The 18,523-nt window shown below is 73.0% G+C and carries 21 protein-coding genes; 8 read left to right on the top strand and 13 right to left on the bottom strand.

All coding sequences use genetic code 11. The features are described 5' to 3' along the window. Positions 1–14 precede the first annotated feature (14 nt). Entirely contained in the window at positions 15–929 is a 915-nt protein-coding gene (locus tag GA0074704_RS03920; RefSeq protein ID WP_088969229.1) for a hypothetical protein, read from the bottom strand. A 223-nt stretch (positions 930–1,152) separates the two neighbouring features. Here GA0074704_RS03920 and GA0074704_RS03915 point away from each other — a divergent pair, with 223 nt between their 5' ends. Then, positions 1,153–1,665: an SRPBCC family protein gene (locus GA0074704_RS03915; protein WP_088969228.1), complete on the top strand. Its 513-nt coding sequence runs from the start codon at positions 1,153–1,155 to the stop codon at positions 1,663–1,665. 27 nt (positions 1,666–1,692) lie between these two features. On the opposite strand, the gene GA0074704_RS03910 is transcribed toward GA0074704_RS03915, so the two are convergent. Then, the gene (locus GA0074704_RS03910; RefSeq protein WP_088969227.1) at positions 1,693–2,397 is read right to left on the bottom strand and encodes a DUF2786 domain-containing protein; all 705 of its coding nucleotides are present in this window, start codon (positions 2,395–2,397) and stop codon (positions 1,693–1,695) included. Positions 2,398–2,507: 110 nt separating this feature from the next. On the opposite strand from GA0074704_RS03910, the gene GA0074704_RS03905 reads away from it, so the two are divergent. Further along, entirely contained in the window at positions 2,508–2,924 is a 417-nt protein-coding gene (locus tag GA0074704_RS03905; RefSeq protein ID WP_088969226.1) for a hypothetical protein, read from the top strand. A 46-nt stretch (positions 2,925–2,970) separates the two neighbouring features. On the opposite strand, the gene GA0074704_RS03900 is transcribed toward GA0074704_RS03905, so the two are convergent. Beyond that, positions 2,971–3,363, bottom strand: coding sequence for a hypothetical protein (locus GA0074704_RS03900; RefSeq protein WP_088969225.1), 393 nt, complete (start codon positions 3,361–3,363; stop codon positions 2,971–2,973). Between the two features lie 166 nt (positions 3,364–3,529). Between GA0074704_RS03900 and GA0074704_RS03895 the strand changes: the two genes are divergently transcribed. Then, positions 3,530–4,861, top strand: a complete 1,332-nt coding sequence (locus GA0074704_RS03895; RefSeq protein ID WP_088969224.1) for an ABC transporter substrate-binding protein — start codon at positions 3,530–3,532, stop codon at positions 4,859–4,861. Positions 4,862–4,919: 58 nt separating this feature from the next. On the opposite strand, the gene GA0074704_RS03890 is transcribed toward GA0074704_RS03895, so the two are convergent. Together GA0074704_RS03890 and GA0074704_RS03885 are read right to left on the bottom strand one after the other, a co-directional pair. Continuing rightward, a complete protein-coding gene (locus GA0074704_RS03890) occupies positions 4,920–5,663 on the bottom strand; it encodes an enoyl-CoA hydratase/isomerase family protein (protein WP_088969223.1) in 744 nt (247 codons plus the stop codon). After that, a complete protein-coding gene (locus GA0074704_RS03885) occupies positions 5,660–6,517 on the bottom strand; it encodes a 3-hydroxyacyl-CoA dehydrogenase family protein (RefSeq protein ID WP_088969222.1) in 858 nt (285 codons plus the stop codon). Before GA0074704_RS03885 ends, GA0074704_RS03890 begins: the two co-directional genes overlap by 4 nt. A 158-nt stretch (positions 6,518–6,675) precedes the next feature. Between GA0074704_RS03885 and GA0074704_RS03880 the strand changes: the two genes are divergently transcribed. Continuing rightward, positions 6,676–6,981, top strand: a complete 306-nt coding sequence (locus GA0074704_RS03880; RefSeq protein WP_088969221.1) for a hypothetical protein — start codon at positions 6,676–6,678, stop codon at positions 6,979–6,981. 43 nt (positions 6,982–7,024) lie between these two features. Here the strand turns inward: GA0074704_RS03880 and GA0074704_RS03875 are convergent, their stop codons facing one another. Beyond that, positions 7,025–7,804 carry a class I SAM-dependent methyltransferase gene (locus tag GA0074704_RS03875; protein WP_088969220.1) on the bottom strand — a complete coding sequence of 260 codons (780 nt, stop codon included), beginning with the start codon at positions 7,802–7,804 and terminating at the stop codon, positions 7,025–7,027. A 53-nt stretch (positions 7,805–7,857) separates the two neighbouring features. On the opposite strand from GA0074704_RS03875, the gene GA0074704_RS03870 reads away from it, so the two are divergent. Beyond that, entirely contained in the window at positions 7,858–8,238 is a 381-nt protein-coding gene (locus GA0074704_RS03870; protein ID WP_088969219.1) for a PPOX class F420-dependent oxidoreductase, read from the top strand. Positions 8,239–8,314: 76 nt separating this feature from the next. Here GA0074704_RS03870 and GA0074704_RS03865 read toward each other — a convergent pair whose 3' ends face one another. Continuing rightward, complete coding sequence (locus GA0074704_RS03865) at positions 8,315–8,524, bottom strand: BldC family transcriptional regulator (protein WP_007073996.1); 210 nt, start codon at positions 8,522–8,524, stop codon at positions 8,315–8,317. Between the two features lie 251 nt (positions 8,525–8,775). Further along, a complete protein-coding gene (locus GA0074704_RS03860) occupies positions 8,776–9,615 on the bottom strand; it encodes a hypothetical protein (protein ID WP_088969218.1) in 840 nt (279 codons plus the stop codon). Between the two features lie 177 nt (positions 9,616–9,792). Between GA0074704_RS03860 and GA0074704_RS03855 the strand changes: the two genes are divergently transcribed. Both GA0074704_RS03855 and GA0074704_RS03850 read left to right on the top strand, forming a co-directional pair. Then, a complete protein-coding gene (locus GA0074704_RS03855; RefSeq protein ID WP_088969217.1) occupies positions 9,793–10,875 on the top strand; it encodes a Glu/Leu/Phe/Val family dehydrogenase in 1,083 nt (360 codons plus the stop codon). Positions 10,876–11,180: 305 nt separating this feature from the next. Next, the gene (locus GA0074704_RS03850) at positions 11,181–11,399 is read left to right on the top strand and encodes a DUF3073 domain-containing protein (RefSeq protein WP_088969216.1); all 219 of its coding nucleotides are present in this window, start codon (positions 11,181–11,183) and stop codon (positions 11,397–11,399) included. A 156-nt stretch (positions 11,400–11,555) separates the two neighbouring features. Here the strand turns inward: GA0074704_RS03850 and amcA are convergent, their stop codons facing one another. The 5 genes from amcA to GA0074704_RS03825 all read right to left on the bottom strand — a co-directional run bounded on the left by amcA (position 11,556) and on the right by GA0074704_RS03825 (position 16,264). Next, on the bottom strand, positions 11,556–11,792 hold the full coding sequence (amcA, locus tag GA0074704_RS03845; RefSeq protein WP_088969215.1) for a multiple cyclophane-containing RiPP AmcA: 237 nt from the start codon (positions 11,790–11,792) through the stop codon (positions 11,556–11,558). Beyond that, complete coding sequence (amcB, locus tag GA0074704_RS03840) at positions 11,776–12,864, bottom strand: cyclophane-forming radical SAM peptide maturase AmcB (protein WP_331716653.1); 1,089 nt, start codon at positions 12,862–12,864, stop codon at positions 11,776–11,778. The genes amcA and amcB overlap by 17 nt, the downstream gene beginning before the upstream one ends. 121 nt (positions 12,865–12,985) lie before the next feature. Beyond that, entirely contained in the window at positions 12,986–14,140 is a 1,155-nt protein-coding gene (purM, locus tag GA0074704_RS03835) for a phosphoribosylformylglycinamidine cyclo-ligase (RefSeq protein WP_088969213.1), read from the bottom strand. A 60-nt stretch (positions 14,141–14,200) separates the two neighbouring features. Continuing rightward, positions 14,201–15,742, bottom strand: coding sequence for an amidophosphoribosyltransferase (gene purF, locus GA0074704_RS03830; RefSeq protein ID WP_088969212.1), 1,542 nt, complete (start codon positions 15,740–15,742; stop codon positions 14,201–14,203). A 159-nt stretch (positions 15,743–15,901) separates the two neighbouring features. Continuing rightward, entirely contained in the window at positions 15,902–16,264 is a 363-nt protein-coding gene (locus tag GA0074704_RS03825) for a sterol carrier family protein (RefSeq protein WP_088973429.1), read from the bottom strand. Positions 16,265–16,424: 160 nt separating this feature from the next. Here GA0074704_RS03825 and GA0074704_RS03820 point away from each other — a divergent pair, with 160 nt between their 5' ends. Then, positions 16,425–18,509 (top strand): carboxypeptidase-like regulatory domain-containing protein, encoded by a 2,085-nt coding sequence (locus GA0074704_RS03820; RefSeq protein WP_157743587.1) that lies wholly within the window; start codon positions 16,425–16,427, stop codon positions 18,507–18,509. Positions 18,510–18,523: the final 14 nt, after the last annotated feature.

The raw sequence follows: 18,523 nt of genomic DNA, 5'->3' as shown, positions 1-18,523 counted from the left end.
CCGTCGGGAGGCCGCTACCGGTCGGGGCGCTGCTGGCCCTGGCGGCGTTGGGCGATACCGCCCTGGATCGCCTCCCAGACGCTCCGCCCGGCCTGGCGCAGGCTCTCCCCGGCCTGGGAGGTGAGCTGACCTCCGGTGACCCCGCTGGGGCCGCCCGTCCTAGCCCCCGGACGCCCGGCCCGACCGCGCTCAGTCCGTCCGCCGGTACCGGACGACTCCCGGAACGCCGGCTCGGCCCGCTCGGCACCGGTCTTCCCCACGGCGGGACGGGTCCGCTCCGCTGCTGATGCCGCTGGCCCCTCGGCCGGTGGCACCGAGCGGGGGCCGGCCGGCGCTTCGGGGCCCGCGGCCGGTCCGGTCGCCGGGACGCCGCCCGGGGGCTCGGGCGAACGCGGCCCGGCGTCCACGTCGGCCTGGGTACGCAACGCCTCGTCGGTCACCCGGTTGATCGACCCGAGCTGTCGTCCGGCCTGGTCGGCCGCCCCCTCGATAGTTCCCAGCGGCTCGCCGACCACGGCGGCGGCCTCGTCGGCGATCCGGGTCGCCGCCCCGGTGGTCTCCGTGACGCCCAGCTCGGCGGTGCGGGCCAACGCCAGGATGATCTCCGGGTTGCGGTCGATCGTGGTCAGCGCCCGGTCGAGGATGTCCACCAGCTTCTCCAGGCGCACCTTGAGCAGCGCCTCCGCGTGCACCCCGGTGATGTCCAGCTCGACGCCCTCGATGTGCACCCGTACCCCGGCGTCGAGTTGCAGCAGGTTCGCCAGCCGGGTCCGCAGCGACACGTCGGCGTCGAGGCGGTCCACCGCCAGCCGGATGGACTCGACCGACACCTCCGGTATGTCGAGCAGGACGTCCGGTTCGACGTCCCGGCCGACGGCCCGTTGTCCGGTCCGCTCCGGCTCCCGCTGTCCGGCTCCGCTCTCGCCCATCGCTCCCCGCTCACCCCCGCCGATCCCGGGTCCGCCACGGACCCCTGCGGCGGTTACCCGCTTTCCGCTTCACCATCCACCGACCGCGAGGCGCTCACCAGGCACGACCCCCCGGTCCAGCCGGACGGACGTACGGCTGTCGGAAAGGTGGCCGGATCACGGTCCGGAAGCGGTCGCGCCGCGAAGCTGCGTAGGCGGGCACGAGCCGGTATGGTCCGGGCCTATGGGACAGGAGATGGCCGAGCCGGGCGACCTCCGACAGGACTGCGATCGGTTCTGGCTGCGGACCACCCTCCTGGCCCCAGCGCCCGCCGAGCGGGCGTTCGCCGTGTTCACCGGCGCGATGCGGGACTGGTGGGTCCACGAGTACACCTGGTCCGGGCCGCGGGCGCTGGCCGAGCTGGGGATGGAGCCGCGCGCCGGCGGCATGCTCTACGAGATCGGCCCGTACGGGTTCCGCAGCGACTGGGGGCGGGTGCTCACCTGGGATCCGCCCCGACGACTCGTCTTCACCTGGCAGATCGGCCCGGACCGCGCACCGCTGCCCGATCCCGCGCTGGCCAGCGAGGTCGAGGTCCGCTTCGAACCCGAGGGCGACGGGCGCACCCGGGTCGCGGTGGAGCACCGGCACTTCGACCGGCACGGCGCCGCCGCCGAGGGCTACCGCCAGGCGCTCACCGCCGGCTGGCACGAGCTGCTGTCCCGCTATCTCGCCTCGGTGACCCGCACCGGCTGAGCCCCACCACCGCCCCAGGGGTGGTGGTCAGTGGGGCAGTGGGCGGGGGCGGGCGGACGGGGCGACCCCCCGGTCCCCCAGGTCGGCGCGTCGACCGGCCGCCGCACCCGAGCCGAATCCGCCACCGGCCAGCCGGCGGGGCGCCGCGGTGCGCAGCTGGGGGTACGCCTCGGCGAGCCGGCGCTCGACCCGACCGGACCGGTCGGCCAGCACCAGGGCGACGGACGGGGTACCCGAGCCGGCGACGGCGTCCGCCTCCGACTCCCGCAGCCGTTCCCCGATCACCTGGGCGAAGCCGGCCAGCCAGGACCGGCGGAAGGCGCCCGGGTGTTCCCCGGCGGGTACGGGCGTGCCGGCCAGCCCGTGCGCCGCCTGCACCAGCAGTGAGGTGAAGAGCAGGTCGACCCGTTCCAGGTCGCTGGCGAAGCCGAAGAGGTGCAGCACGAAGCCGCTGCCCTGCTGGCGGCGTACGCAGCGGCAGCGCAGCGGGTCGGCGACCGCGGCGAGCAGGCCGGCCTTGTCGCGGGCGTACGGGGCGAGGACCTCGACCTGCCGGTCGCCGACCGGGTCGGTGGCCGGGTCGCGGGCGGCGAGCAGCGCCCGGTCGACGCCGTAGCGGGCGATCAACTCGGTGGCCTTGGCGGTGAAGGCGGCGGACTCCTGCGGCGTGCAGGCCGGGTCCTCGGCCTGGGCGAGCAGCTTGCGCACCTTGCTGAGCATGGCCTCGGACATGACATCAGAGCTACCACAGCCGCAGCCGGTGGCAGACATCGACGGGTACCATCACCACGCTCAGCTCCCTGTCCGCAACACAGGGTCCGTCCCACCCCCTGGAGGCACCCATGGCACATCCGGTCGCCCGCCTGTTCGCCGTCACCGCGGCGTTCCCCCTGCTCGCCGTCGGGTCACCCGCGTCGGCCGCCGAGCCGGACGACGGCCCGGTCGGCATCGCCACGACCTGTTACGGCGGCGCCGTCCGCTCGTACTTCGAGACGGGCAGCTGGGGCGGTGACGCGGGCACCTACCGCACCACCAGCCGCTGCCGGGACATCAACGTCCGCAACGCCAGCGCCTTCGGCACGTACGCCTGCGTGGTCTTCGTCGACAAGACCGACGGCTGCAACCGCTGGACCTGGCTGCCGGCGAAGTCCGACTGGAAGGCGGTGGCCACCGACGTGCGGGACGGGGTGAACTTCCGGGTCCGCTTCTCCAACCAGAGCTACCAGTACGAGCCGCTGGTCGCGTACCACGCGTTCTGATCGTCGGGGTCGCGGCGCCCGCTCCCCAGGACCGGGCGCCGCGACGTCATGGGGTGTCGCGGCTGCGCAGTGTCGCCACCGTCGAGCCGGCGAGGGTGAGCAGGCAGTCCGGCAGCAGGCCGTCGGCGACGGCCGCGCCGAAGAGCGCCTCCCCGGTGTCCGCGTCGTGGTTGGCGTACGCGCTGACGAACCGGGCCACCCAGCGGGTGTCGTAGCCGGCCTGGTCGATGCCGGGGAAGTCGAGGGCCGCCCCGGTGGTGGCCGGCGCGTCCCCGACCATGGTCGCGGCCAGGCACCAGGCCACGCCGTACGCCCCGGCGAGACCGGACCGGTCGACCACCGCGTCGAAGGTGCCGACGACGCCGTCGCCGTCGCCGTCCAGCGCGGAACGGAGCACGGCCGCGGCGTCGTCGAGGGTCTGCTCTGGCAGGTCGGTCACCTGCCGAACAGTAGGACGGCCGGTCAAGCGGTGACCCTGGCGAAGCTGCCGGTCACACCGCGTCACGGCACCCTGTCGAGCAACCGACTGACCGGCCTCCACGATTCTCCGGACCGCGGCGGCACGCTAATGTGCGCAGCGGACCTTCGCCGGAGGAAGGACGACCATGCTCGTTTCACGCGGTTCGCGCGCCAAGGCCCTGGTGGCCTGCGCGACGCTCCTGCTTGCCACCAGCGCGTGCGGGAACGACAAGCCCGAAGAGGCGCCCGGGGCCACCCAGGTGCGCCTCTACGGCACCGACGGCAACATGCTCAACTCCTTCCCCGCGGAGTTGAAGGAGCGGGCCGATCTGGTCGACGGCATGAAGGGCACCACCCCGCTCACGCCGTTGCCCGACGACTTCAAGAAGCGGCTACTGTCCGTCGACCCGGACCTGACCGACTTCCTCTACTCGGCCGAGGCGTACGACGCGGTGGCGATCAGCTCGCTCGCCGCCCAGCTCGCCGGGAGCACCGACCCTCGGGCGATCGCCCGGCAGATCGTCGGGGTCACCAACAACGGGCAGCGCTGCGAGACGGTGGCGCTCTGCCTGCGGTTGGCCCGGGAGGGCCGGGACATCGAGTACCGGAGCGTGTCGCTGACCCGGGCCGGGTTCACCGACGCCGGGGAGCCGGCCACGGCCAGCTACGCCACCCTGCACTTCGACGGCCAGAAGATCAACGACGGCAAGACCGAGTTCGTTGGCGCGGGCGACGAGTCCGCTGCCAGCACGAAGGCGCCGCCGAAGCCGAAGAAGCCGAGCGCCGGCAAGGGCGGCCCGCTGATCCTGGGCGGGCTGCTGCCGCAGACCGGTGACCTGGCGCTGGCCAATCCTCCGCTGGCCGCCGGCGCCGCCCTCGCGCTGCGGGACGTCAACGCCGCCGGCGGGGTGCTCGGCAAGCCGGTGACCTGGATCCCGGGCGACGACGGCACCAACCCGGACGTCGCCGGGGCCACCGTCCGCAAGCACGTCGCGGCGGGCGTACAGGTCATCATCGGCGCCGGCGCGTCCGGCGTCTCCCGGGCGGTGCTGCCGCAGGTGGTGGCCGCCGGTCGGGTGCTCTTCTCACCGTCCAACACCGACGCCGGCCTGACCACGGTGGACGACAAGGGCCTCTACTTCCGTACCGCCCCGCCGGACAGCCTCCAGGGCCGCGCCCTGGCCGACGTGATCCTGCGCGACGGTCCGCACAAGATCGTCCTGGTGGCCCGGAAGGACTCCTACGGTGAGGGCCTCCAGGAGAGCGTCCGCGCCGAGCTGGAGCGGGCCGGTATCGGCGCCGACCAGGTGAAGCTGATGACCTACGAGCCGCCGGCCAAGGGAAAGACGGTCGACTTCACCGCCGGCGCCGCCGAGATCAAGAGCTTCCGGGCGGACGCCGTGCTGCTGATCGGCTTCGCCGAGTCGGCCGGGGTGATCGGCGCGCTGGCCGACGCCGGAGTGCCGATCCGGCACTGAACGGACCGACGACGAGGGCCGCACCGGTACGCCCGGTGCGGCCCTCGTCATGTCCGGGTCAGCGGGAGCGACGACGGTCCAGGAACTCGGTCATCCGGCGGTGCTTCTCCTCGTCCTCGAAGAGCACCGCCTGGCTGAGCAGGTCCAGCTGCGGGTGGGCGGCCGGTGGCGAGTCCACCGCCAGCTTGGTCAGCCGCAGCGCCAGCGCGGAACCCTTGGCGATCTCGTCGAGCAGGGCGTGCGCGGTCGGCAGCAGCTCCGACGGCTCGGCCACCACCCGGTTGACCAGGCCGATCCGCAGCGCCTCCTCGGCGTCGACCCGCCGGCCGGTGAAGAGCAGCTCCTTGGCCCGGGCCTCACCGATCAGCGCCGGCAGACGGTAGGTCGCGCCCGCGCCGGCCAGGATGCCGAGCCGCACCTCGGGCTGCCCGAACACGGCCCGGCCCGTGCAGACCCGCAGATCGCACGCGTACGCCAGCTCGGCGCCGCCGCCCAGCGCCGGGCCGTCCACGGCGGCCACGGTCGGCATCGGCAGCGCCCGGATCCGGGCGAAGGCGGCCTGGTTGATGGCGGCGAGCGCGTCCAGCCGGCCGCGGTCCCGCAGCTGGGCGATGTCCGCCCCGCCGGCGAAGATGCCCTCCGCCCCGCCGGTGAGCAGCAGGAGGCGGGGGTTCGTCTCCAGCTCGGCGCAGACCGCGTGCAGCTCGCCGATCAGGTCCGCGTCGATGGCGTTGCGCTTCTCCGGCCGGTCCAGGGTGACCACCAGCCGGTCCGGCCGCTCCTCGATCCGCAGCCCGGTCATGAGCGGGCACCGTCCTTCCAGGTGTAGAAGCCCTGGCCGGACTTCTTGCCCAGCTTCCCGGCCGCCACCATCTCCACCAGCAGCGGCGGCGGGGCGAACCGGTCCCCGTACGCGGCCTGGAGGGTGCGGGCGATGTCCAGCCGCACGTCCAGCCCGACCAGGTCGGTGAGCTCCAGCGGGCCGACGGGGTGCCGGTAACCGAGCACCATCGCCTTGTCGATGTCGGCCGGGGCGGCCACCCCGTCGGCGACCATCCGGATCGCCTCCAGCCCGAGGGTGACCCCGAGGCGGGAGGTGGCGAAGCCGGGCATGTCGCGTACGACGACGGGGTCCTTGCCCAGCCGGCCGGCGAGCGCGACGGCCGCGTCGGTGGTCTCCCGGGCGGTGGCCGGGCCCACCACGACCTCCAGCAGCGCCATCGCCCAGACCGGGTTGAAGAAGTGCAGCCCGAGGAAGGCGGCGGGCCGGTCCAGCCCCTCGGCCAGCTCGGCGATCGGGATGCTGGAGGTGTTGCTGCCCAGCAGCACCGGCTGCCGGCCCTCGGCCTCGCGGAGCACCGCCCGCTTGAGGTCCAGCCGTTCCGGCACCGCCTCGACGATCACGTCGGGCCGGTCGGCGACCTCGGCGAGACCGCCCCGCAGGGTGAGCCGTTCCCGGTTGGCCGCCGCCTCGACGGCGGTCAGCTTGCCCCGCGCGACCCCCCGTTCCCACAGCTCGCCGAGGCGCGCCACGGCGGCGGCGCCGCGCGCCGGGTCCACCTCGACCAGCTCGACGCGGTAGCCCGCGCCGGCCGCCACGTACGCGATGCCGAGCCCCATGGTGCCGGCCCCGACGACGACAAATCGACCACTCATGACGCTCCTCCGCTGCGGACGGCGGCGCACGGGGTCTCCGTCGCGCGGGGCCGCTCGCTCATGGGTGCGACCCTATGCAGCAGCCCGCCGGGCGGCATGCGTGGGGGCCGGCCGGATCGGGTACTGACGGCCGTCAACCGAGGGAAGGAACAGTGGACATGAGCCAGGCACCGGAGAGCGTCGACACCACCGCCACGGCGGAGGCCACCGCGACGGTGGAGACCCGTGGCGACGAGCGCGTGGACCTGCTGCGCGCCGACACCAACAACGACGGCAAGACCGACGTCTGGGTGGTGGACACGGACGGCGACGGCAAGGCCGACCTGTTCCAGTTCGACACCGACGGTGACGGCAAGGTGGACATCACCATGGTCGACATCGACGAGGACGGCACCCCGGACGAGGTGGTCGACGGCGACGGCGGCCTGCCGCCCGAGCAGCTCCCCCCGACCGTCCAGGTCTGAGCGAGCGGAAGGCCCCTGTCGCGGCGACAGGGGCCTTCCGGGCTCAGCGGGCCAGCGTCAGGGTGGCCAGGTAGTAGGGCGCGTCGGCGGTGTCCACGTCGGTGAGTCGCCACGGCGTGCCGTGCACCAGCTCGGCCAGCTCCTCGACCGAGCAGACCAGGTAGTCGAACCACTCGGTGCCGAGCTGCCGGTAACGCAACCGCAGCCGCAGCTGCCCACCGAGCCGGCCCCGTTGGCGGTTGAGTTCGTGGTAGCCGGTGTGCACCGGGTCGGTGGTGCCGTACGGGTCGGTGCCGTGCGCGATGACCTGCGCGCCGGGCCGGGCCAGCGCCGCCAGCGCGGCGAGGAGGGCCGGCGCCCGGTCCCGCCCCTCGATCAGGCCGAGGTTGTTGCCGAGCAGCAGGAAGGTGTCGTAGCGGTGACCGTCGGCGACGTGCTGGTCGACGGTGCCGTGGACCAGGTCGCGCAGGCCGCGGTGCCGGCAGACCCGCAGCGCGCCGAGCGAGGTGTCCAGCCCGGTCACCTGGACCCCGCGCTCCTGGAGGTGCAGGGCGATCCGGCCGCCACCCACCCCGATGTCGAGGGTGCGCCCACGGACCCGGTCCACCGCCCGGTGGTCGTACGGCTGCCAGTCGGCGGGACCGGCCAGGTAGTGCTCGGTGGGGGCGCCGTTGACCAGGCCGTCGTCCCGCTCGATGATCTCGATGACCGGTCGGGGCAGCCGCCCGCCGACCAGCGGACGTGGGCCGATTCCGGTGGCGACGGCGTACGCGTCCCGGATCATCTCGCCGAACACGTCGCCTACCGTGGGTTCCCCGACCATGTCGGTCACGCTATCCGGGCGCCCGCCGGCTGTCGCGGCCGTATCCTGGCGGCGTGACCGACCTGGACCGCCTGGCGGCGGAGAAGTACGTCCTGCTCACCACCTTCCGCAAGGACGGCAGGGCGGTGCCCACCCCGGTGTGGGCGGTCCGCGACGGTGACGCGTTGGCGGTGTGGACGGTTTCGGACTCCGGCAAGGTGAAGCGGATCCGGCGCGACGGCCGGGTCACGGTGGCGCCGTGCGACGTGCGGGGCAATCCGCGGGGGGCGGCCGTGCCGGCGCAGGCCAGCATCTGCGACCGGGCCGGCACCCGGCGGGTACGCGAGCTGATGAAGCAGAAGTACCGGCTGCTCGGCCGGCTGAGTCTGCTCGGCAGCCGGCTGCGCCGGGGCGAGGCGGGCACGGTGGGGCTGCGGGTGGTGCTGGACGAGTAGTCGCGGAGACGGATCAGGGGCGGCGGGCTCGTCGCCCACCGCCCCTGATCGGAACGCTCTGTCTGCTACCGGCCGGTCAGTCGCCCTGCCGCTGCTGCGGGATCTGCCCCTGCAGCAGGGCCCGAACCTCGGACTCGCGGTAGCGGCGGTGACCACCCAACGTCCGGATGGCGCTGAGCTTGCCAGCCTTGGCCCACCGGGTCACCGTCTTCGGGTCGACACGGAACATCGACGCCACCTCGGCCGGCGTGAGTAGCGGCTCTGGTTCGTGCGTTCGCGATGCCATCGGTCACTCCTCCACATGTATAGACATCGGCCGGGGTCCCGCCGGCCGACGCGTCTCCCATGGTCCGGCTAGTCCCCGATGTCCGACATGGGCCGAACGGATGAAGGTCCCTAGACGGACGGATGAACCATGCCCGATTTTTACGACTTTTACACCGCAGAAACCGCCTTATTCGGACTGATGATCACGCTTCGTGAAGCATCAACTACGAGATCATCTCGGATTGACGTGCCTGATTGCGGCCTTTGCGGTCAGTTGCACCGCTCGAGCAGCTGAACGGCCCGCCACCGGGCCACCAGCTTGTCGTACGCCTCCGAGGCCTCCTCGGCCTCGCTGCGCGATAGCGCCGCCAACCCCGCCGCGACCAGCTCCGGCGAGTCGTCGGCGGTCAGCGTCTCGTCCGGCAGCAGGTCCACCAGGCCGCCGTAGTCCAGCTCCACCATCGACCGCGGGTGGAACTCCTCCAGCCAGCGGGCGGCCTCCTCGACCGCCTCGGTGATCGGCGCCTCGCCGACCGACTTGCGCAGCACCGACAGCGCCCGCGACGACCGGCGCCGGGCGTTGGAGATCTCCGTGCGGTAGCGCAGCGACCGCCGTCCCGGCCCGGTGACCAGCTCCCGCTCCGTCGCGTCGACGAGCACGAACCAGCGCAGCGGGACACCCCAGGTGGCGATCTGCTCGTGCAGCCGCGGCACCCCGTGCTCCAGCACCCGCGCGCCGCTGCGCCAGTCGTCCACCACCGCCTTGGCCTGACCGGCGAGGATCGGTGGGACGAAGGCGTCCGCGAGCACCGACGGCACGCCCTCGCGGGCGCTGAGCGCCGCCTCGGCCACCCGGATCCGCAGGTTCCACGGGCAGACCAGCAGCGCCTCGTCGGCCTCCAGCACGTACGCCTCGTCGGGCAGGTCCGGCAGCCGGGTCCAGCCGGCGCCGAGCGCCTCGATCACCGCGGTCCGCTGCCGGCCGGGGCCCTCCGCCGGGGTGACCGGGCGGCCGTCGGCGACGTACCGCTGCCAGTACGACTGGCGCTCCCGGTCGAACGCGGACAGCGGCTCGTACACCCGCAGGTATGAAGCGAACAGCGACGGCACGGCGCGATCCTCCCACGAATCCTGGAGCCACCCCCCGTCCGCACGTCGGGATCGCGCGTGACGCGGACGACAGTACGGCGTCGGCCGATATTAGGCTCTGCACCACCGGCAGCATCCCCGCCGGTGTCCATCAGGTTCGCGCACCCACAAGGGCGCCCGCCGTCACAGGAGTCAGCCATGGGCGTATTCGCCAGCACCGACGACCCGGGATCGACCGGTCACGAACAGGTCGTGTTCTGCCAGGACAAGCAGTCCGGCCTCAAGGCGATCATCGGGATCTACTCGACCGCGCTGGGCCCCGCGCTCGGCGGCACCCGGTTCTACCCGTACGCCAGCGAGGAGGCCGCCCTGGCCGACGTGCTGGACCTCTCCCGCGGCATGGCGTACAAGAACGCCCTGGCCGGCCTGGACCTCGGTGGCGGCAAGGCGGTCATCTGGGGTGACCCGGACCAGCTCAAGAGCGAGGCGCTGCTGCGCGCGTACGGCCGCTTCGTGGAGTCCCTCGGCGGCCGTTACTACACCGCCTGCGACGTCGGCACCTACGTCGCCGACATGGACGTGATCGCGCGCGAGACGCGCTACGTCACCGGCCGCAGCGTGGAGCACGGCGGGGCCGGCGACTCCTCGATCCTCACCGCCTGGGGCGTCTTCCAGGGCATGCGGGCCGCCGCGGAGCACGTCTGGGGCGCGCCCTCCCTCGCCGGCAGGCGGGTCGGCGTCGCCGGCCTGGGCAAGGTCGGCAAGTACCTCACCACGCACCTCGTCGAGGACGGCGCCGAGGTGGTGGCCACCGACGTCAGCCCCCGGGCGTTGGAGTGGGCCAGGCAGACCTACCCGCAGGTCACCCTGGTCGACGACGCCTCGGCCCTGGTCGCCGCCGACATCGACGTGTACGCCCCGTGCGCGCTGGGCGGCGCCCTGAACGACGACACCGTGCCGGCGCTGCGGGCCAAGGTGGTCGCCGGCGCCGCGAACAACCAGCTCGCCCACGCCGGTATCGAGAAGGTCCTCGCCGACCGGGGCATCCTGTACGCGCCCGACTACGTGGTGAACGCGGGCGGGGTGATCCAGGTGGCCGACGAGATCGAGGGCTTCAACTTCGACCGGGCCAAGCTGCGCGCCACGAAGATCTTCGACACCACGCGGGAGATCCTGCGCCTCGCCGACACCGAGGGCGTCCCGCCGGCGGCGGCCGCGGACCGGCTCGCCGAGCGGCGGATGGCCGACATCGGCCGGCTGCGGACGATCCGCCTGTCGTGACCGTCGCCACCCGGGGATCCCGGCGCGAGTCGGCGTCCCCGGGTGGAGCCCCGGGACGGCTGGAAGCTAAGGTGCCTTGGGGATGATTCGTGGCCTTCTGACCGGTGTCACGGGCAGCTCAGCACGCGCTCCTTACCCGGTACACTGGGTCACGGTCGGGTGACTGCGACGCGCGGAGCCGGCCAGCGGTAACCCGAGGTGCCGAACGGTGGCATCCCCATGTACCGTAAGAGCCACGAGAGATGCCTGACGTCATCGGGGCCCGCCTTCGGGCTGCCCCGAATTCTGTGCGAGGGGGTCGAGCCATGGGGCGCGGCCGTGCTAAGGCCAAGCAGACGAAGGTGGCCCGGGAGTTGAAGTACCACTCCCCGAACACCGACCTCACCGCCTTGCAGCGCGAACTGGCGGGTGCTGGTAAGTCGGACCACGACTTCGACGACGACTACAAAGAGTATGTCGACGACGATGACGAGGACCACGACGCGGACGACGACCCGGATCCCTGGGCCCGTCCGACCCGCTGATCCAAGGACACAGCTGAGCACGCGGTAACTCCCGCGTGCTCACCCATGTGTCCACTGGAAGGTCGGCGTACCAACCGGCGATCAAGGGCCTGTCGGAGCGGGCGGTGCTGCCCGGCGACCCCCGTCAGGTCCCTTGATCCGCAGGGTGTGCCGCGTTCAGCGGGGCCGGTTGTTCCAGTTGTAGAACGTCGGGATGTTCTCGAAGTGGTTCCAGGCGCAGACCGCGCTGGCCCCGTCGCCGCCCGCCACCTCCGCCCGCGACCGGCGGGCCGCCTCAGCCTCGTGCAGGAGTGCGGTCAGGCCGCTGGCGGCCGCACGGACCCGGTCGGCGACCGGATCCCCGTCGACCTCCCCGACCCGCTCAGGCTGCCGGTGACTAGTGGTCTCGGGCATGCTGCAACACTCCCTCCAATAGGTGGATCTTGCTGTTGCGGCAGTGTGCGGTCTCCGTACCGTCGAAACGCCCCAGCTCGAAGTAACGGTTGGCCGCGTGGCCGCCGCCACAGAAGCCGAAGTACGGGCAGGACGCCCGGCACGCCTCCACCCCGGTGAGGAACTCACCCACCCAGGGCGTGCCCTCCGCACCGGCCAGGATCTCCCCCAGCGGCGTCACCAGCACGTTGCCGCTGCTGAAGTCGCCGTACCGGGGGTCGGTGAAGCCGGCCAGCTCCGGAGAGAGCACGGTGACCGAGCCGTCCTGACCCACCGTCGGGATCGGGTCCAGCCGGCGGGGCAGCAGGTCGTCGGCCGCGCCGTCCAGGATCGCCGCCGCGTACCGCAGGGACCACTCCACCTCCCGCAGGTGGATCCGCGGGTCCCGCCGCCAGGCCGCCACCAGTTCCGCCCAGAACGCCGTCACCGCCGCCGCGTCGTGCGCGTTCCCCCGGGTGTTGACCCCCTCGGTCTCCTCGATGTTGATGCCGAGGACGTCGCAGCCCAGGTCGAGGAAGTAGTCGTACAGCTCCGCGGCGAGGCCCGGACCGGGGTGGCTCACCACGGCCAGCGCGGAGAAGGGCAGCCCGTGCCGGCGCAACGCCTCGACGCCGCGCACGATCCGGTCGTACGCGGGCCGGCCGCCCCGGGTGACCCGGTCGCCGTTGCGCTCCCGGGGCCCGTCCACGCTCACGCTCACCCGCACCCGGTGCTCGGCGAGGAACCCGCACCACGCGTCGTCGAGCAGCGTGGCGTTGGTCTGCACGTGATGCTCGACGTCGGGGCCGAACGGCGCCATCAGCGCGGCGAGGTGGTCCCGGCCGGCGGCCAGCGGCTCCCCGCCGTGCCAGACCACCGAGAACCGGCCGGCGGTCGCCCACGGGTTCACCGCGCGGGCCACCGCCTCGGCCACGGCCACCGGCATCCGCCGGTCCTCGCCGCGCAGCGGCAGGTAGCAGTAGGCGCAGTCCAGGTTGCAGAGGGTCGTCGGCTGCATCACCACGTACGACGGCACGGCGGCAATGCCGCGCATGCCCGCCCGAGCAGCCATCGACCCTCCTTCCCAGCCTGAGAGCGAACCTTCAGGCTAGGCGGCGATGGCCACTCGGGTGAAGACCTGATCAGGTGCTCGGATGATCACCCGAGAGTGATCATCAGCCCCGGGTGTGCTGGCCGACCATCTGCACGTTGCCGGAACCCTCGATGATCTCGCCGGCCTGCCAGGCGTCCACGCCACGGCCGGTCAGGGTCGCCAGCGCCCGGTCGGCGTCCTCCGCCGAGACGATGGCGAACATGCCGACACCCATGTTGAAGGTCGCCTCCATCTCCGGGTCCTCGATCCGGCCCTTGGACTGGACCAGGTCGAAGACCGGCTGGGGCTTCCAGGTGGAGCGGTTGACCACCGCGTCGACGTGCTCCGGCAGGATCCGGACCAGGTTGCCCGGGATGCCGCCACCGGTGACGTGGGCCAGGGCGCGCACCTCCGCCTCGGCGATCAGCTTGAGGCAGTCCTGGGCGTAGATCTTGGTCGGGGTGAGCAGCTCCTCGCCGAGCGTGCGCTGCCGGCCGAAGTCGTCGATCACCACGTCCAGCCGCATCCGGCCGGCGCCGAGCAGCACGTGCCGGACCAGGGAGTAGCCGTTGGAGTGCAGGCCCGAGGAGCGCATGGCGATCACCACGTCACCCACCTCGACCCGCTCCGAGCTGAGGATCTCGCTCTCCTCGACCACACCGACACCGGTGGCGGAGATGTCGTACTCGTCCGGGCGGAGCACGCCGGGGTGCTCGGCGGTCTCGCCGCCCAGCAGCGCGCAGCCGGCGTACCGGCAGCCGTCGGCGATGCCGGCGCCGATCTCGGCGACCTTGTCTGGCACGACCTCGCCGGTGGCGATGTAGTCGAGCAGGAACAGCGGCTCGGCGCCGCAGGCCACCAGGTCGTCGACGACCATCGCGACCAGGTCGATGCCGACCGTGTCGTGGATGTCCATCTGCTGGGCGATCACCAGCTTGGTGCCCACGCCGTCGGTCGAGGAGGCCAGGATCGGGTTCTTGTATTTCTGGGTGTCCAGCCGGAACAGGCCGGCGAAGCCGCCCAGGTCGCCCATGACCTCGGGCCGCCGGGTCGACTTGACCTTGGACTTCAGCAGCTCGACGGCGCGGTCGCCCGCGTCGATCGACACCCCGGCGTCGGCGTACGAGACCGAGCGTTTGCGCCCGGCGCGGCCGCTGCCGGCCGTCCACGGCTGGCGGTCGCCACCGGCTCCGGTCGGGCTGCTTCCTGCGCCGCTGCGCTCGGACACGTGCGTCACGGTTCTCCCCTTTGTGGTTCTCGGTGCCGCACCGGCGGTGCCCGGGCGACGCCGGTGGTGCTACGGGCGGTGTACGGTCGCGCCGCCCGGAGTGGCGACGAGCGCGGGGTCGGTGTGCTCCGGAGCCTCCGGCACCGGGCTGGTGACCCGGCGTCCCACACCTTCGAGGACGTGCTTGCCGATCAGGTTCCCCGCGGGCAGCTCGATGGGGTACTCCCCATCGAAGCACGCCCGGCAGAGCCGGGTCTTCGGCTGCTCGGTCGCCGCGATGAGACCGGGAAGCGATACGTAGCCCAGCGTGTCGGCGCCGATGGAGCGCCGGATGCCTTCGTTGTCCAGCCCGTTGGCCAGCAGCTCGGCCCGGGTGGCGAAGTCGATGCCGTAGAAGCACGGCCAGTTGACCGGCGGGGAGGAGATGCGGACGTGCACCTCCAGCGCGCCGGCCTCGCGCAGCATCCGCACGATCGCCCGCTGGGTGTTGCCGCGCACGATCGAGTCGTCGACCACCACCAGCCGCTTGCCCCGGACGTTCTCCCGCAGCGGGTTCAGCTTGAGCCGGATGCCGAGCTGGCGCAGGGTCTGCGAGGGCTGGATGAAGGTACGGCCGACGTACGGGTTCTTCATCAGGCCGGCGCCGTAGGTGATGCCGGACGCCTCCGCGTAACCGATCGCGGCCGGCGTGCCCGACTCGGGCACCGGGATCACCAGGTCGGCCTCGACCGGGTGCTCCTTGGCCAGCTGCCGGCCGATCTGCACCCGCGCCGCGTGCACGTTGCGCCCGGCGATGGTCGCGTCCGGGCGGGCGATGTAGACGTACTCGAAGAGGCAGCCCTTGGGCTCCGGCGCGGCGAACCGGGCGGACCGGAGTCCGTCGGCGTCGATCGCGATCAGCTCGCCCGGCTCGACCTCGCGGACCACGCTGGCGCCGACGATGTCCAGCGCGGCGGTCTCGCTCGCCACCACCCAGCCGCGCTCCAGCCGGCCGAGCACCAGCGGACGCACGCCGTGCGGGTCGCGGGCCGCGTAGAGGGTCGACTCGTCCATGAAGACGAAGCTGAACGCCCCGCGCAGCGTCGGCAGCACCTCCAGCGCGGCGGCCTCGACGGAGAGGTCGGGCCGGCCGGCCAGCAGCATGGTCACCAGCGAGGTGTCGTTGGTCGCCATGTCGGCGACCAGGCCCCGCTCGGCGACCTCCTTCTGCAGCTCGGCGGTGTTGACCAGGTTGCCGTTGTGCGCCAGCGCGATCGTGGTGCCGGAGCTGGTCGAACGGATGGTCGGCTGGGCGTTCTCCCAGGTGGAGCCGCCGGTGGTGGAGTAGCGCGCGTGCCCGATCGCGACGTGGCCGCGCAGGCTGGCCAGGGTGGGCTCGTCGAATACCTGGGCGACCAGGCCGAGGTCCTTGTAGACCACCACGCCCGATCCGTCGCTCACCGCGATGCCGGCCGCCTCCTGGCCACGGTGCTGGAGGGCGTAGAGCCCGAAGTAGGTGAGGTTGGCGACCTCCTCACCCGGGGCCCAGACGCCGAAGACGCCACACGCGTCCTGGGGGCCGGGTCGCTCGGGATCAAGGTCGTGGCTCAGCCGGCCATCGCCTCGGGGCACTGCCGCTCCCTCATGCTGGTCTGGACTGGCCTGGCGGGAGTGCCGGGGGCGCACCACACGGTCGGCCGGGACCACTGTCGTCGACTGACAGTGTACGCGAACCCCCGTCGATACAGAAAGTCACGATACCGCTCCGCGGTGTCACCGAGCGGCGTCGCGTCAGTCCGTCCGGACCGGGAGGTAATCGGACAGGTCGGCGCGGATGCCGCTCACCCGTACCCGACCGTCGCTGACCGCTTCCGCCCAGGCGAGCCGCCCGGTCGCCACCGCCAGCCAGGTCTGCGGATCCGTCTCCACCACGTTCGGCGGGGTGCCGCGGGTGTGTCGGGGACCGGGAATGCACTGAACTGCACCGTAAGGTGGGACACGCACCTCCACCGATCGGCCGGGGGCGCGCTCCACCAGGGCGGTCAACAGCGCACGGACCGCGTCCCGGAGGACCGGCCGTTCGGGCGTACGCCCCTCGTCGAGCGCCGCCAGGGCCGCCGCGACCGCGGCGGACTTAATGTGCGGAGAGGACACGACGGGACGATACGACCTGAGCAGCCCCTGGGGCACCTCGGCCCTGGGTCGCGCCGATCCGGTCAGACAAGGCATAGTTGCCGACGGCGTATTCGTACCGTGATGATCCGCGGCCCGGCACCTGGCCGGCCCAGGGAAGTCAGACCGGAAGGCGGTGGACGTGTCAACACACCGACGTGCCTGGAAGCTTAGGGCCGGTGTGGTCGTGGCGCTGGTGGCCGGCGCGCTGCTCACCGTCCCCGCCACAGCCGCCCTGGCCGCCCCCGACGTCAACAACGTGTCGGCCTCGCCCGGCACCGTCGAGGCGGGCGGCACCGTCAAGGTCAGCTACTCGCTGTCGTTCGCCGAGCCGATCGGCCCCGCCGACGTCCAGGTCTCGTCCAGCGAGGGCAAGCTCAACTGCGTCGACGGCTGCAGCCGCGGCCGGGTCGACCAGAACGGCACGTTCCAGGCCACCTTCAAGCTGGCCGACGACGCCGCCGACGGCACTGCCACGATCACCATCAAGGCCACCGACTCCAACGGGCCGGACAAGCAGACCAAGGAGGCGTCGACCCAGGTCACCCTGGTCGGCAAGCCCAAGCCGTCGCCCACGCCGACGCAGGTCAAGACGGTCAAGTCGATCTCCGGCAAGGTGGTCGTCACCGCCAACGGCGACGCCGTGCCGAACGCCACGGTGATGCTGCTCGACTCCGCCCAGCACCGCTACCAGACCACCAGCGACGGCAGCGGCAACTTCCGCTTCGTCGGCTCCTCCTCGCAGCCGATCGTCCCGGGCCAGATCCAGCTGGGGGCGAGCAAGGAAACCGTCCTCGGCACCCGGTCGATCAACGCGAGCGCCGGCCAGAGCCTGACCGGCCAGCGGATCAGCCTGGCGATCCCGGTGGAGGTCAAGCCCAGCGTCTCCGCCTCGGCCTCCGCGTCGGCGACGGCTGCTCCGGTCCCGACCGAGGAACCCACCGAGGACACCGCCACCGAGGCTCCGGCCGAGGCGGCCGCCCCGACCCAGCAGCCCGAGGCCGCCTCGGCCGAGGCGGACAGCGGCGGGGCGTCCTGGCTGCTCATCCTGCTCGGCGGCCTCTTCGTGGCGGTCGGCGTCGGCACCATCGTGCTGCTCTACATGAAGCGCAAGGAGAACGCCGACGACGACGGCGACGTCGACGGTCCCGCCGGCGCGGCGGCGGCCGGCGCGGTGCCCGCGGCCCGTGGGGCGTACCGGGGGGCCGACGACCAGACCCGGGTGGTGAACCGGGTCGGCGCCGGGCCGGACCCGACCATGGTCGGCGGCGCCGCGATGAGCGACGCGCCCACCATGCTCCAGCGTCCCGTCGTCGACGACGTACCGCCGGACCCGTACGGCGCTCCCCCGCCCCCCGCCTTCGGCGCCGGCGGCGCCGCCGGTCAGCCCGGCGGCTGGGCCGGCAACGGGTACGGCGAGGAGGCACCCGGCCAGGGCGGCTACGGCGGTTACGGCAACGCCGCCCCCGACGGCGGGTACGGCAACGCGCCGGCCTCCGGCGGCGGCTACGGCGCCCAGGGCGGCTACGGCAACGCCCCCGCCTCGGGCGCCGGCTACGGCAACGCCCCCGCCTCGGGTGCCGGTTACGGCAACGCTCCCGCCTCCGGGGCAGGCTACGGCAACGCCCCCGCCTCGGGTGGCGGGTACGGCGCGCCGGCCGGCGGCTACGGCGGCGGCCAGGGCGCCGGCGGCTACGGTGAGCGCTTCGACGAGCCCACCGGCCGGTACACCGGGGAGGGCACCCAGTCCTACACGCCGCCGGCGGACCCGTACCCGACCAGCACCTACCAGCCCACCGGCGACCCCGGGCACGGCTACGGCCAGGAGCCGGCGTCGTACGGCCGGACGGGTGAGCAGGGTGGCGGCTACGGCGCCGGCCAGAGCGGCGGCCAGGGCGGCGGGTACGGCGGCTACGACGGCGGCCAGCAGTCCGGATCCGGCTACGGCGGCGGCTACGACCAGCGCGGCGACGCCTACCCCGGTCAGGGCGGCGGGTACGACCAGCAGCGCGGCGGCTACGACCAGCGCGGCGGCTACGGCGGCCAGTCCGGTGGCTACGGCGAGGCCCCGCAGCAGCGCGGCGGTGGCTACGACGGTGCCGCGTACGACCAGCAGCAGGGCGGCGGCTACTACAACGAGCAGGGGCAGCCCGGTCGCGGCCGGGCCGACGGGCCGCCGCCGCAGCAGGAGCGGGGCGGTCGCCGGCTGGACTGGCTGGACGACTGACCCGACGCGGGGCC

Source organism: Micromonospora siamensis, assembly GCF_900090305.1.
GTDB classification, from domain to species: Bacteria; Actinomycetota; Actinomycetes; order Mycobacteriales; family Micromonosporaceae; genus Micromonospora; species Micromonospora siamensis.
This window is presented reverse-complemented; position numbering and strand designations above follow the sequence as displayed.